This is a genomic window from Paenibacillus durus (assembly GCF_000756615.1).
Lineage (GTDB): Bacteria > Bacillota > Bacilli > Paenibacillales > Paenibacillaceae > Paenibacillus_AQ > Paenibacillus_AQ durus.
In genome coordinates, this window is the sequence record NZ_CP009288.1 from 5,095,495 (window position 1) to 5,108,726 (window position 13,232).

Annotated in this window: 13 protein-coding genes and 1 pseudogene; 3 read left to right on the forward strand and 11 right to left on the reverse strand. The window is 52.4% G+C overall.

The genetic code is table 11. The features are described 5' to 3' along the window. Positions 1–75: 75 nt before the first annotated feature. The 10 genes and pseudogenes from PDUR_RS22365 to PDUR_RS22410 all read right to left on the reverse strand — a co-directional run bounded on the left by PDUR_RS22365 (position 76) and on the right by PDUR_RS22410 (position 8,788). The gene (locus tag PDUR_RS22365; protein WP_042208254.1) at positions 76–846 is read right to left on the reverse strand and encodes a sigma-70 family RNA polymerase sigma factor; all 771 of its coding nucleotides are present in this window, start codon (positions 844–846) and stop codon (positions 76–78) included. Beyond that, a complete protein-coding gene (gene rsbW, locus PDUR_RS22370) occupies positions 843–1,295 on the reverse strand; it encodes an anti-sigma B factor RsbW (protein ID WP_042208255.1) in 453 nt (150 codons plus the stop codon). The genes PDUR_RS22365 and rsbW overlap by 4 nt, the downstream gene beginning before the upstream one ends. A gap of 18 nt (positions 1,296–1,313) precedes the next feature. Then, positions 1,314–1,652: an STAS domain-containing protein gene (locus PDUR_RS22375; protein ID WP_042208256.1), complete on the reverse strand. Its 339-nt coding sequence runs from the start codon at positions 1,650–1,652 to the stop codon at positions 1,314–1,316. Positions 1,653–1,842: 190 nt separating this feature from the next. Further along, positions 1,843–3,042 (reverse strand): annotated as a pseudogene (locus PDUR_RS22380) (ATP-binding protein); the annotation flags it as partial. Between the two features lie 18 nt (positions 3,043–3,060). Next, entirely contained in the window at positions 3,061–3,930 is an 870-nt protein-coding gene (locus tag PDUR_RS22385; RefSeq protein WP_042208258.1) for a CheR family methyltransferase, read from the reverse strand. Between the two features lie 105 nt (positions 3,931–4,035). Then, entirely contained in the window at positions 4,036–5,196 is a 1,161-nt protein-coding gene (locus PDUR_RS22390; RefSeq protein ID WP_042208259.1) for a PP2C family protein-serine/threonine phosphatase, read from the reverse strand. Between the two features lie 222 nt (positions 5,197–5,418). After that, complete coding sequence (locus PDUR_RS22395) at positions 5,419–5,919, reverse strand: DUF948 domain-containing protein (RefSeq protein ID WP_042208260.1); 501 nt, start codon at positions 5,917–5,919, stop codon at positions 5,419–5,421. Positions 5,920–6,154: 235 nt separating this feature from the next. Beyond that, positions 6,155–6,772, reverse strand: coding sequence for a hypothetical protein (locus PDUR_RS27500; RefSeq protein ID WP_052410348.1), 618 nt, complete (start codon positions 6,770–6,772; stop codon positions 6,155–6,157). 191 nt (positions 6,773–6,963) lie between these two features. Then, positions 6,964–7,779 (reverse strand): C40 family peptidase, encoded by an 816-nt coding sequence (locus PDUR_RS22405; protein ID WP_042208261.1) that lies wholly within the window; start codon positions 7,777–7,779, stop codon positions 6,964–6,966. A gap of 184 nt (positions 7,780–7,963) precedes the next feature. Beyond that, positions 7,964–8,788: a cation diffusion facilitator family transporter gene (locus PDUR_RS22410; protein ID WP_156130760.1), complete on the reverse strand. Its 825-nt coding sequence runs from the start codon at positions 8,786–8,788 to the stop codon at positions 7,964–7,966. A gap of 274 nt (positions 8,789–9,062) precedes the next feature. On the opposite strand from PDUR_RS22410, the gene PDUR_RS22415 reads away from it, so the two are divergent. Then, positions 9,063–9,245, forward strand: a complete 183-nt coding sequence (locus PDUR_RS22415) for a hypothetical protein (RefSeq protein WP_042208263.1) — start codon at positions 9,063–9,065, stop codon at positions 9,243–9,245. Positions 9,246–9,400: 155 nt separating this feature from the next. Continuing rightward, positions 9,401–10,018 carry a cyclase family protein gene (locus PDUR_RS22420; RefSeq protein WP_042208264.1) on the forward strand — a complete coding sequence of 206 codons (618 nt, stop codon included), beginning with the start codon at positions 9,401–9,403 and terminating at the stop codon, positions 10,016–10,018. Between the two features lie 108 nt (positions 10,019–10,126). Here the strand turns inward: PDUR_RS22420 and PDUR_RS22425 are convergent, their stop codons facing one another. Then, a complete protein-coding gene (locus tag PDUR_RS22425) occupies positions 10,127–11,752 on the reverse strand; it encodes an ABC-F family ATP-binding cassette domain-containing protein (protein WP_042208265.1) in 1,626 nt (541 codons plus the stop codon). A gap of 269 nt (positions 11,753–12,021) precedes the next feature. Between PDUR_RS22425 and PDUR_RS22430 the strand changes: the two genes are divergently transcribed. Further along, positions 12,022–13,161 carry a virulence factor gene (locus PDUR_RS22430; protein ID WP_042208266.1) on the forward strand — a complete coding sequence of 380 codons (1,140 nt, stop codon included), beginning with the start codon at positions 12,022–12,024 and terminating at the stop codon, positions 13,159–13,161. Positions 13,162–13,232 lie beyond the last annotated feature (71 nt).

Below are 13,232 nucleotides of genomic sequence, written 5' to 3' on the forward strand. Positions count from 1 at the left end.
GCGCACCTAAATATAGGGCATGGTTCCGCTCCGGCGGTTCCATGCCCTATCCTATTTTAAAGAGATCTTTATCCATCAATAAGCCGAATTGGACATAATCTGTTTCAGCTTCTCGGTAGCCCGTTTCTGAATTCGCGATACGCTCATCTGCGATACACCCAGCTTCTGGGCGATCGCCCGCTGAGACTGCCCTTCCTGGAATGCCAGCAGCAGCACCTTCTGCTCCTGCTCCTTCAATTGTCCAAGCGCCTGCTGAAGGTCCATGCGCCGCTCTACGGTATCATAGTCGTTCGCATCCGAGCTGATCAGTTCGCCTAGCGTGGCGCCGGTCTCTTCCTGAGACAGCGGGGAATCGAGCGATACGTAATGGTAACATTCCCTTCCGGCAAGAACTTCCACCGCTTCCTCCACAGACAGATCAAGGTACCTCGCGATTTCCCCCACATCGGGTGAACGCTCCAGCTTGACGGTCAATTCGTCAATCGCCTGCTGGACCAAGGCGCCTTTTTCCTTGATCCGTCTGGGAACCTGTATGTACCAGGATTTATCGCGGAGAAAATTCTTCATATGCCCGATCATGCTCTTCATGGCATAGGGCTCAAAAGGAATGCCCAGGCTGATATCGTATTGCTGCAGGAGGCGGATCAGAGCCATCTGACCGACCTGATAGAGGTCTTCATAAAGATCGGGGCGGTTGCGGGCAATCTTGCCTGCGGCCATCTTGACCATCGGTTCGTATCTATGAATCAATGCGGTGGCTATATCATTATCTTTGGTCTGCTGATATTCCCAAATAAGAGAGACGGATTCGTCCAGGGACTCTGGGGGAGTCACTCTCTCATTCATACTCTCTCCTCGCTGAGATGAAGCTTTTTAGTCAAAGTTACGACTGTCCCCTTCCCGGACTCGCTTATGACGTTAACCTCATCCATAAGCGCCTGCATCAGATAGAAGCCGAGCCCCCCGACTTGAACATCGTTTAGTTCCTTGTCATGCAGGGTCATGCGCTCTCCAGATGCTTTCACATTGTCAAAGCTCTCCCCCTCGTCTTTGACGGTGATCGACAAGGCATCCGGACTTACTTCAAAGATGACGTCGACTAATCCATCCTCCTGCTCGTAGGCGTAGAGAACTGAATTGTTGCAGGCCTCAGAAACCGCTACTTTCATATCTTCTATATCTTCGTACGAAAAGCCCATCTTCGAGGCGATTCCATATAAATTGAGTCTCACAATATCGACATATTCTGCACTGGCCGGCAACTGGATTATCACTTTTTGTATATCATCACTCATTCTTAGTTCGGTCCTTTCCTAGTGGGAGTTCTCTTGGGAGGCAAAAAATTTGGCGATGCCGGTCATATCGAACAGCTTCTGTATATGCGGCGGAACTTCTTCCACGGTGAATTTGACATCCAAGCCGTGTCTTGCCTTGAGGATCGATAGAAGAATTCCGATTCCCGTGCTGTCGATATATTTCAATTCTTTCATATTAATGACCAGATTTAGCCCTGTATCCCCCACAAGCGGCTCCATCACCAACCGAAAATCGTCAGCAACCGACAAATCGAGTTCGCCGCTCAAGCGGACTGTGCAAACGCCATCCTCGGTTTTTGTCGTTGCATGAAACTTTTCGCTCTTATTTGTAGTCATAGACAATCTCTCCTGATTCATGTTTTCTTTAACAATAACCCTAAAGACATGCTCATGAAACAAAAAATCGGACTTCATACTCTGGAAATTGCTAGGTTATGCGGGATTGACCGTGGTATCACAGCCGTGGTACGGACTCCTTGCAAAGTGAGGAACCGGTTCCTTCCTCCTGATAGCCGCTTCCGCCCAAGTCCTCCTCCGGCAGCCCCGCGGTAATGGTAAATATGAAGGCGGCGCCTTTCTTCTCCATGGACTCCACCCGAATATCGCCTCCCATCATACCCACCAGCGATTTGCAAATAGCCAGCCCGAGCCCGGTGCCTCCGTACTTGCGGGCCATCGATGAATCAAGCTGGGAGAACGGCTGGAACAGACGGTCGCATTTTTCCGGGGATATACCGATGCCGGTATCCTTGACCATAAATTCCACTACAATTTGATTATCTCTTCTTTCCATGCCGGTGACAACCAAATATACTCCGCCGCGGCTTGTGAACTTGATCGCATTGGATATGAGATTCATCAGCACCTGGCGAAGCCGGGCCATGTCCCCGTGCAGCAGGTTTGGCATGTTATGGTCGATAAAATAAGCCAACTCGAGATTCTTTTTGCCTGCTTCCACCGAGAACAGGCTGAACACTTCCTGTATACAGCTGCGCAGCTCGAACATCTGGATTTCCGCTTCCATTTTGCCAGATTCCATCTTGGTGTAATCCAGAATATCGTTAATGACAGTGACGAGAGCATCCGCGCTTCTGCGGATAACATCCGCGTATTCCTGCTGCTCGGACGTGAGCGCCGTATCCATCAGCAGGTCGATCATTCCCACGACACCGTTCATCGGCGTGCGTATTTCATGGCTCATCATTGCCAAAAATTCAGTCTTTGCCTTAGCGGCGCTCTCCGCATCTTCCTTCGCTTGAAGCAGTTCCTTATTGATCCGCTCCAATTCCTGCGTCTTCTGCTGAAGCAGCATCGATTGGTTCTGGTGCTTCTTATTGGTCAGGAACATATCGGCAAAGCCTTCGATTTTCGATTTCAGAATCTGCGGAATAAACGGTTTGGCCATATAGTCGATGGCGCCGGCGGAATATCCGGCAACCAGCTGCTCCGCTTCCTTACTGCCCGCCGAAATAAAAATGATCGGAATATCCTTCGTCTTGTCCCGGGCCTTTATCAGCTTGGCTGTCTCAATTCCATCCATTCCCGGCATTTGAACATCTAGGACGATGACGGCAAATTCATGCCTTGTTAGGCAGCGTAAGGCCTCTTCACCGGAATTTGCTTTAATTAAATTGTATTTCTTGCTTTCTAGCACCGCCTCAAGCGCCAGCAAGTTCTCCGGACGATCGTCTACCAGCAGAATGTGAATCGGTTCTTGACCCACCATAGGCCCCTCCTAAACACATCATTTGATTTTACGATAGATCTTTTCCACTCTGCCCAGCGGCTCGTAACTGTCGCTGTACCTGGTGAAATGAATGGACTCTTTGGCTCCGAGAACAAGGAATCCGCATCGGCTGAGGCTCTCGAAAAACAGGCTGTGGACATGCTCTCGAAGCTCATCGTTAAAGTAAATCATGACATTCCGGCAAAATATAACATTGAACTCGTTGAATGAAGTATCGGTCGCCAGGTTATGCTCGGCAAAAATAATATTTTTGCGTAAGTCCGGCTGAAAAATGACCGAATTAGACTTCGCTGTATAATATTCCGAAAAGGCGCGCTTACCTCCCGCCTCCATATGGTTTTGGCTGTACTGCTGCATTTTACTGATTTCGTACACGCCTTCCTTGGCCTGCTGAAGCGATCTGTTATTAATATCGGTGGCGTAAATACGCGCTTTGCCGTACAAGCCCTCCTCCTTTAGCAGAATCGCCATGGAGTAGACCTCTTCGCCCGTAGAGCAGCCGGCATGCCAGATTCGGATATAAGGGTAATTCCTCAGAAGCGGAACGGCCTTCTGGCGGAACGTCCGGAACATGCCGGGGTCCCGGAACATCTCCGTGACCGGTATGGAAAGGCTGTAAATAAGACGTTCGAAGCAGGCCCTGTCATGAAGCACCTTCTCCTGCAGCGCGGAGATGCTGGACAGGTTCTCCCCATGAACACGATGCCAGATTCGTCTTCTTAGGGACGGCAGCGAATAATTTCGGAAATCGTATCCGTATAGGCGATGAATACCGTAGAGCAGAAGCTCGATTTCAATATTTTCCAGCTCATGCTTATCGGTTCCTGCAAGGGGCTGCTCACCGCTTCCTCGTTCTCCTGTGGTCATTGATTCCGGCTCCCTTGCGACGCCGTCTTCTTGGCAAACGGCTGATTATTCTGCCTGTAAGACTATTACCCCAAATCCGGAATTACGAATACAGGCATATCCGCATTAATGAGTTCTCAGTGAAATCCACACCAGACACTTGTCGTCATCACGGTCACCCGGGGCCTTGTTATCGAAAAAAGCAGCCTTCATCGGCTCTTCCCGCCACTCATGCTCCCCCGTAAGCTCGCGAATCAGGAATTTCAGCTGTTCCTCCTGATCCCCCTCCACCATCTCCATGAGGCCGTCGGTATACATCGCCAAATGGCCTTCCTGCTCATAAGTAAGGGTTTGAGGCGAAGCCTCGATTCGGTCGAACACCCCTACCGGATGACAGTTGCTCTTCAGCAGCACCGGTTCGGCGGCGTTCCCTTCAAAGAACAGGGCAGGGGGATGGCCCGCGTTCACATAGTCAATACGCTGCAATTTGGTATCAATAACAAGATAAATGGCTGTAAAATAGTATTGCACAAGCTGCTTTTCGATATAGAGCTGGTTAAAGCGCCGGTTCAGTTCCTGGATGACCTTCTCCGGCTCGACGTAAGTCGTAACCGTATCCTTGAGCACGGAAGCGATGAACATACAGAACAGTGAAGATGAAATGCCATGTCCCATCATATCCAGCAAAATGACCCCATAACGCCCGTCTCCCAGCGCGTACCAGGCATATAAATCTCCGGCCAGTTCAGATGAAGGCTGATAAATGGCATGCACTTCGAACAATTCCTCTTTCAGCGGCAGGCTGAGCACTGCATTCTGCACGAGCGCCGCCAGCTTCAATTCGTACTGAATGCGCTGATCCCGTTCCTTATGCCAATCCTTCTCGGCCTTCAGCCGCAGAGCCAAGCGAATTCTCGCCATCAGCTCCACCTTGTTGATCGGCTTGGTTACATAATCGACCGCGCCGGCATCCAGCGCTTCCGCCAATTTCTTGGAATCGCCGACTGCGGTTACCATGATAATCGGAATATCCTTCAAATTCGCGTACTGCTGCACGATCCGGCAGGCCTCGATACCGTCCATTTCGGGCATCATCATATCGAGAAGAATCAGATCGACATCGGGATGCTTGGGCCTAAGTTCGCTATTCTCGCCGCGGGCCCCGAGCAGCTCCAGCATTTCAATAGCGGAAGCCGCCGTAATCACATTGCGATAAGCCTCTTTTTTCAGGATTTCACGGATGATGATAATATTGGTAGGATTGTCGTCAACAATTAGTATTTTCATTACTTCACCTCACAGTCTCATAATTCGACCGAAAAATCCAAAATACGCATAATGTTATCATACGATATTTGGCCTGGTATTTTCCATCCGCAACATTTGCAGACATCGCCTTTTCTTTCCTTTAATAGACAAAAGGACATTTTCCCATTAAAATTAACCCCCAGTCCCACAGTGGAGCTGGAGGTTGCGTTATTGGACGTTTCTCATCAGGAGGCCTGAACGCTATTTCCGGTATCTTTGCCAGAGACCGGCGGCGACGTCGACCCCTTTGAGGACGGCGTCCAATCTACCCTTCTTGCTGTTTACCGCATTGTAGGAATTTACCGTCCGCTCCTCAGCAGGGGTCGCCTTTGCGCTGTTGATCGATACAAGCTCCGCTTTCTCTTTCAGCTCCCGGTTTTTGCGGAATCTCTCAATGACCGTTACCGATACCTGCTTCACGGTCAATGTCAGCTCGCTGAGCACCTCGCCCAAATTCTGGACCGAGTCCATAATAGGATCGATTTTCTCTATTTTGCCCTGTACATCCGCCGTAATCTTGTTGGCGTGTCTTACCGTAGTTTTCACTTCATAAGTGAGCTCATCGACCGTCTTCTGTACCTCCTGAAGCGTCTGGCTCATTTTGTCGAGAGAATCCTTGGCGGAATTCAGAGTCTTAATCAGAAAGAACACGAGAAATGCGAATGCGACAGCTATAAGCGCCACGCTGAGACTAATGATCATGGGTATAAACTCCTTCCGATTCCGTAATATTATCGGCCTCAAGTCTGCCTTAATATTGGATAGTTACCCCTAGGGTCTACAGCCGAAACAACCGTTCGGTCAGGCGCCTTACGCAGGGGCGGTCAATGTAATTGTATGATCGCATGCTGAAAAAAAGGGCATCCTACTGCTCGGCAAACTAAAATAAGCTGAAGCAAGTCCGGGCCCCCCCTCGGTAAAGGGTGGATTCCCAGGCTTATTTCAGCTTCATCAGCAAACGGAGAAGATCTCCCCAATCTACAGCAAAGGTGACGCGCATTCCGCTCTCCAGCAGTTCAATCTTGCGGACCTCGACCATAAACGGCATATGCTCCCGCAAGCGGACCGAAATCGGCGGAAAGGACAGAACGCCTTTCGGTACCTTCCGGTTCCGGATCGATGTATAGTCGTGATGCAGCTTAATCGTTCCGCCCGAATCCGGTGAAACCTCCATGATCATGCCGACTTCCGCACCGAACGGTACCGGACCGGCCTGCCCGTTAATATCCGCAGTCAGCCGGTCTCCGCTCTGCCGGAACCGGGCTCCGGTAATCCGGACTAGGGATGAAGGATGCTCGGACAGATAGTCGTTCAGCCCTTTTTTAAAGAGGTTGTTCAGCTCATCTTCGGTCAGCGTCAGCACGGGGCTTCTGTCTTTTGCCATTTGGAGCAGCTTCGGATCAAAATCTACCCGGTTATAAGACATATCCAGCTTATTCACCGGCGCGGCGTACCAGGCTGCGCCCGCTCCGGCAAGGACCAGGAACAGCACAAATCCGGCAAACACCCGGAAAAGAATTTTGCCCGGCGTACTTTTTTTATTGTTATGAGGCATATTTTCTCTTCCCTTCGTTGTCCAGTAGCGTTCTGCTCTAACTATCTCTAAGTATACCGGGCTGCCTGCCCCCAGCGCAAAAAGGGTATCCCCATTAGCCGAACATCCGCTGATGGAGACACCCTTTTTTCATGTACTGCACCCGTCACAAACTGTACTGCTGTCGCTTCCGCACTAGGCAAGCTGTATAATCAGTGGATAACCGGACCTCCGAAGAGGAACCGCTTGGTCCAAGAAGCGCTTAATTTATCCACCCTCACGCCCCCGGAAGATACGGAATACGTGTGGAGAATCTGTCCGTCTCCCAAATATAGAGCGACATGCGTAATCCTTTCCGCCGACTTGTCAATCCCGGCATAAGCGGCGGCAGAGCTTCCTTTGTAGCTCATAAAGAACATCAGATCGCCCCGCTTGAGACCCGATATATCCGTTACGGCCGAACTGCTCTCCCTGACCCATTTCCCCTGCTGTCTGGAATCGGCCGGAAGCTTAATATTCGCCGCTTCAAGATAAATCTGCCGGACAAAATCCGAGCAATCGAAGGTGGATGTGTCGCTGCGGCTTGACCCGAATTCGTAAGGTGTGCCGAGATAGGACATCCCTCTGGCAATGACCGGCTCGATATTCGCTGCGCTTGCCGCAGGAGCAGCCGGTAAAGGCTGCGGAGCCGCTCCGGCAGCCGGCAGAGCAATATACTTGTCCTGAGAGCTGCAATAGCCGATTTCGCCGTCCTTGTTGCGGACCTTATAGAAATAAGCATTCGTCTTTTCCAGAATCAGTACCTTCTCCCCTTCTTTTAAATAGGAGAGCACCTTGCTGCCAATGGAAGGCGCGCTGCGGAGCCGGACCGTTGACTGAATGACGGCTGATTGCGAGGCGGCACCGGGCAGAACAGCGGCCGGATTCTCTGCCGCATGGACAGGATTAGCTCCGAACTCGCCCGAAGAAGCGCAAACTGCGGTTGATAATAATAACGCGGCAAGTAGCTGCTTGGTTAATTGGTTCATACCGTTCCCCCGAATGGATATGATCAGAAATCAACAAAGGTGGCGCCGCCGTTATTGTTTTCTGCACTCATTATAGGCTCACCCGGATATGGGAACATGCACCAAATTTCACAAATCGGAATGCCAATTCATGGCAAATGACGGGTCTATAGTCTTGATTTCTACTTGGATTTGGCGGGAATTGTTAACATTTGGGTTCCACATGAACATGCACGCTCATAATGTTGTGCTTGTTCTGCATGCGCTCCTCGATGGAGTCGCTGATATTATGGCCTTCCATAACGGTCAGATCCGCATCAACTTCGACGACTACATCCACCAGCACCTGGTTTCCGTGAATCCGCGCCTTCATGTCCTTGATGGCTTCAACGCCAGGCGTCCGCTCGATGGTGCTGCGCAAATCCATCAGCCGGCTCTCGTCAAATCCATCCGTAAGGCGGTATGTCGAGTCGCGAAAGATTTCCCATGCCGTTCTGCAGATCAGCAGGCCGACCGCGAACGCCGCGACCGGGTCCAGCCACGGAAGTCCGAACTGCGCACCGATGATGCCGAGCGCCGCGCCGATACTGACCATCGCGTCCGAGAAATTATCCTTGGCGGCGGCCATCAGCGCGCTGTTGTTGATCTTGAGCGCAAGCTGGCGGTTATAATAATACACCCCAAGCATTGCCAGGGCGGACACAATCGCCACGCCCGCCGACCATAGGCCCGGAACGGATTCATGTCCCTGAAAGAGGGAACGCACCGATTCAATGATAACCTGGATACCGACCATCGCCATGATAAAAGAGGCAACCAGCGCGGCTACCGTCTCCGCCCGAAAGTGTCCGTAAGCATGATTTGAATCGGGCGGCTTGCGTGAAATACGCAGACCGATCAGAACGGCGAAAGAAGCGACAATATCGGTAAGGTTATTGAACCCGTCCGCGAGCAGCGCGCTGGATGCAAAGAGATAACCGCAGACCAGCTTGAAGGAGGACAGAATGAGATAAGCTGCTATGCTGATCATCGCCCCCCTCTCGCCTTTTCGAATGTCCTCATAAATATCAGCCAATTCCGACACTCCTTTTTAAAAATACAAAAGCACATATTTTCCAGTTTCACTCTATCCTAGCAAAGCGCATACCTGTGGGTCTAGAGCAACAGTGTTGGCCTGCTACAAAGATCGCCTCAATATAAAAACGCTTGAATCAAAGAACGCTTTTAACTATTCTTGCCCTTGTCGGCGTTTTCAAAAACCATTAAAATATTCTCATTACAAGCTTCAAGGAGGATTAATGCAAATGACCGAGAGCAGCAACAAGCCCAAAATCAACCTCGCCGATGCCATCCGGCAAAAGCTGGAGCAGAAGAAGCAGCAGAACAACTCCAAACCGGGCGCTTTTCAAGCGGGCGCAGCCAAAACGTTCAAAACCCAGAACAACAAGAAACCGAATAACCAGCGCCGCCGCACCGGCGGGTCCTGATCCGGGCGGTTTCACAGCAGGCTTGCACTGATGCAGCCTATTAAGGGATTAGAAAGTCAAACGAGGTCGTCCTAAACGCAGCTTTATTTAACTCCCGCTGCCTTCAGAACCGCCTCGTTTTTATTTTGAGGCCAAAGTAGAGGAGTCGAGAAGCCATGATCATTGATCTGACCCACCCCATCCGAGACGGGCTGCCGGTCTATCCGGGGGATCTGCAAACGCAGCTAGCAAGGTCCACCGAATTCTCCCGGGACGGCTATAACAATCATCTTCTGACCATCAACATGCACTCGGGAACGCATATCGACGGGCATATGCACATGACGGACTGCACGGAATATTTGAACGGGTACCCGCTGAGCACGTTTATCGGGGAGGGCTGCTTGCTGGATGTCCGGGGAGCCGGAGTAATCGGATACAAGCCCGAATATGAACAGCTCGTTCGAGAAGGGCAGATCGTAATTCTGTACACGGGACATGGCGATTTGTTCGGAGAACCCGCCTATTTTGCCGATTTTCCGGTGCTGACACCGGAGCTTGCGGAGCTTCTCATTCGAAAAAAGATTAAAATGGTCGGCATGGACACTCCATCGCCGGACAGACATCCTTTCGATATACACCGGATGCTGTTCAGCTGCCGTATTCCAATCATCGAGAATCTAACGAATCTTGCGGCGCTGCTCCCCTTATCCCGGTTTGAAGTGATCGCTCTGCCGCTGAATATCAACGCCGATTCTTCCATCGCCCGGGTGGTTGCCCGTACCTTCCAGTAAATAAGGCCGGCCGGAGATCATCCGGTCGGCCTTATTCTATAAAAAGCATATGCCCGCCCCAAGTGTGCCGCCGAGACTTCCCGCCCCGCGCCTGCTTGCGGCTTTATTTTACACTTCCACCGGATACATCCGCTGGCGCAGTTCCTTGATTTCGTCGCTTTCGAGGTACTCATCATAGCTCATCACGCGATCGATAATACCATTTGGCGTAATCTCGATGATCCGGTTCGCAATCGTCTGAATGAACTGATGGTCATGCGAAGTGAACAGAATGGTGCCGTCGAAGTCGATCAGCCCGTTGTTCAGCGCCGTGATGGACTCGAGGTCCAAGTGGTTGGTCGGCTCGTCGAACACGAGGACGTTCGCGCCGTTCAGCATCATCTTCGCCAGCATGCAGCGCACCTTCTCGCCCCCGGACAATACGCTTGCCTTCTTCAGCGCTTCCTCGCCGGAGAACAGCATACGTCCCAGGAAGCCGCGCAGGAAGGTCTCGTCCTGGTCCTTCGAGTATTGGCGCAGCCATTCCACCAGATTCAGCTCCACGCCGTCGAAATAATTGGAGTTATCTTTCGGGAAATAAGCTTGGGATGTCGTAACGCCCCAGGTGTATTCGCCCGATTCCGCCTCCGTTTCGCCCATGATGATATCGAACATCGTCGATTTAGGCAGCCCGTTCGGACCGACTAAAGCAATCTTGTCGCCTTTATTCACGACAAAGCCGACTTCGTCCAGCACCTTCTCGCCTTCAATGCTCTTGGTCAAATTGCTGACCGTCAGCAGCTGCTTGCCGGCTTCGCGCTCAGGTTTAAAGTTAAGAAACGGATATTTCCGGTTGGACGGACGGATGTCGTCGAGCGTGATCTTATCGAGCTGTTTCTTCCGCGACGTCGCCTGCTTCGACTTGGAGGCATTGGCCGAGAAGCGCTGAATGAATGCCTGCAGCTCCTTGATCTTCTCTTCTTTCTTCTTGTTCGATTCCCGCTGAAGCGTGAGGGCCAGCTGACTGGACTCGTACCAGAAGTCATAGTTGCCGACATACATCTGGATTTTGCCGAAGTCGATGTCCGCGATATGCGTACATACTTTATTCAGGAAGTGACGGTCATGGGATACGACAATAACGGTGCCTTCATAATCCATGAGGAAGTTCTCCAGCCAGCCAATCGATTCGAGATCCAAGTGGTTGGTAGGTTCGTCAAGGAGCAGGTTGTTCGGACGGCCGAACAACGCTTGGGCAAGCAGAACACGAACCTTCTCGTTGCCGCTGAGTTCCGCCATTCTTTTGTCGTGCAGATCACGCGGAATGCCAAGGCCGATAAGGAGCGCGGCGGCGTCCGGCTCGGCATCCCAGCCGTTCAGCTCGGCGAACTCGCCTTCCAGCTCGCCGGCCCGCAGGCCGTCGGCTTCGGAGAAGTCGGACTTGGCGTACAGCGCGTCCTTCTCCTTCATAATGTCATACAGACGCGCGTGGCCCATAATGACCGTTTCCAGCACCGGGTTTTCGTCATATTCGAAGTGGTTCTGCTTCAATATGGCCATGCGCTCGCCGGGCGTGATATGAACTTCGCCGGAATTGGCTTCAATTTCGCCGGACAGAATTTTCAGAAACGTCGATTTGCCGGCGCCGTTGGCCCCGATCAGGCCGTAGCAATTGCCGGGAGTGAACTTTATATTTACATCTTCAAAAAGTGCGCGCTTTCCGTAACGGAGTGTCACGCCGCTTGTACTGATCATTTTTGCATACCATCCTTTACACATAGGTTTCCGGCATATTATAGCACAAAAATGGACCGAAAAGCCCGTAAACTCCTTGATTTGCCGCGAAAAGGGCAAAAATGGGCAGACAGCGGCAATGAGATTCCGGGCTTGACGCCGCAGGCGGGCCGGAACGTGCCGGGCTGTTTTGTATTTTCAATCAAATTTGATGTAAAATTGCGAGTAAACACCCCTTGCAGGCTATATGAGTAAATGCGGCGGCTGCCGTCCTAAGGAGGTTTACCCGAATGAAGATTACATTTATTGAACCGACACCGAGTCCACATACGATGAAGCTTCATCTGGATGAAAGTCTGGAGCCGGGAATACGCCGAACCTATACCCAGGAAAGTCATCACGCCGCGCCAGCCTGGGCGCGTGAGATGCTGACCATTCCGGGAGTGGAAAGCGTCTTTCATACCGCCGACTTCGCGGCACTGGAGCGGAGGCCCTCCGCAGACTGGGCGGAGATATTCCGGGAGCTGCAGGCCCGCTTCGGCGGGGAAGCGGCCGGAGCGCAGGACTGGGCGCTAACAGGTGAGAACGACGGAGCGCATTTCGGCGAGGCGCAGGTGTTCGTCCAAATGTTCCGCGCTATTCCGATGCAGATCCGGGTAAAAAGCGGAGCGCGCGAGGAACGCATCGCGCTGTCGCCTCGATTCACCGAGGCGGTGACGAATGTGGCGAGCGCGGTCCTGATCAAAGAGCGCAAGCTGACGGATTACGGCGTCCGCTACGGCGAGCTGCCCGAGATCGCGCGCGAAGTCGAGCAGGAACTGGAGGCCGCGTATCCGCAGGAGCGCCTTGATTCGCTGGTGCAGCAGGCTATTGCGCATGGGGTAACCAGCAGCGAATTCATTGAGCAGCGCAGCAAGCGCGGTCAGGATGAGCTGCTGCGCGACCTGACGAGCGAAAACTGGCGGGTACGCTACGCAGCACTTGAAGATTTGACGCCTACGCCCGAGCTGATCCAGCAAATATCAGCGGCGCTGCGAGACCCGAAGCTGCTGATCCGCCGATTGGCCGTCGTCTACCTCGGCGATCTGCGCACACCCGAAGCGCAGGAACTGCTGTACGAGGCTATGAGAGACAAAGCTCCCGCCGTGCGGCGCACCGCTGGCGATACCCTGTCCGATATCGGCAATCCCGCCGCCACGCCGGTCATGACCCGGGCGCTGAAGGACAGCAGCAAAATCGTTCGCTGGCGAGCCGCCAGATTTCTGTACGAGGTCGGAACAGCTGAAGCGCGGGGAGCACTGGAAGCTGCGGTGAATGATCCCGAATTCGAGGTCGGGCTCCAGGCGCGCATGGCGCTGGAACGCATTGAGTCCGGTGAGGAAGCGGCCGGAACGGTCTGGCAGCAGATGGCGGGACGCGGACGCAGCTAAGGCTGCGGCATCAATAAGCAGCATCTGCCATTACTTCCCGGCAGCCGCCCACCTGTTAAGCATGAGCAGAT

Excerpts from the sequence above, each read along its gene's own strand:
- PDUR_RS22365 (WP_042208254.1), bottom strand. The coding sequence starts at position 846 with ATGAATGAGAGAGTGACTCCCCCAGAGTCCCTGGACGAATCCGTCTCT.
- rsbW (WP_042208255.1), bottom strand. The coding sequence starts at position 1,295 with ATGAGTGATGATATACAAAAAGTGATAATCCAGTTGCCGGCCAGTGCA.
- PDUR_RS22375 (WP_042208256.1), bottom strand. The coding sequence starts at position 1,652 with ATGACTACAAATAAGAGCGAAAAGTTTCATGCAACGACAAAAACCGAG.
- PDUR_RS22385 (WP_042208258.1), bottom strand. The coding sequence starts at position 3,930 with ATGACCACAGGAGAACGAGGAAGCGGTGAGCAGCCCCTTGCAGGAACC.
- PDUR_RS22390 (WP_042208259.1), bottom strand. The coding sequence starts at position 5,196 with ATGAAAATACTAATTGTTGACGACAATCCTACCAATATTATCATCATC.
- PDUR_RS22395 (WP_042208260.1), bottom strand. The coding sequence starts at position 5,919 with ATGATCATTAGTCTCAGCGTGGCGCTTATAGCTGTCGCATTCGCATTT.
- PDUR_RS27500 (WP_052410348.1), bottom strand. The coding sequence starts at position 6,772 with ATGCCTCATAACAATAAAAAAAGTACGCCGGGCAAAATTCTTTTCCGG.
- PDUR_RS22405 (WP_042208261.1), bottom strand. The coding sequence starts at position 7,779 with ATGAACCAATTAACCAAGCAGCTACTTGCCGCGTTATTATTATCAACC.
- PDUR_RS22410 (WP_156130760.1), bottom strand. The coding sequence starts at position 8,788 with ATGATCAGCATAGCAGCTTATCTCATTCTGTCCTCCTTCAAGCTGGTC.
- PDUR_RS22415 (WP_042208263.1), top strand. The coding sequence starts at position 9,063 with ATGACCGAGAGCAGCAACAAGCCCAAAATCAACCTCGCCGATGCCATC.
- PDUR_RS22420 (WP_042208264.1), top strand. The coding sequence starts at position 9,401 with ATGATCATTGATCTGACCCACCCCATCCGAGACGGGCTGCCGGTCTAT.
- PDUR_RS22425 (WP_042208265.1), bottom strand. The coding sequence starts at position 11,752 with ATGATCAGTACAAGCGGCGTGACACTCCGTTACGGAAAGCGCGCACTT.
- PDUR_RS22430 (WP_042208266.1), top strand. The coding sequence starts at position 12,022 with ATGAAGATTACATTTATTGAACCGACACCGAGTCCACATACGATGAAG.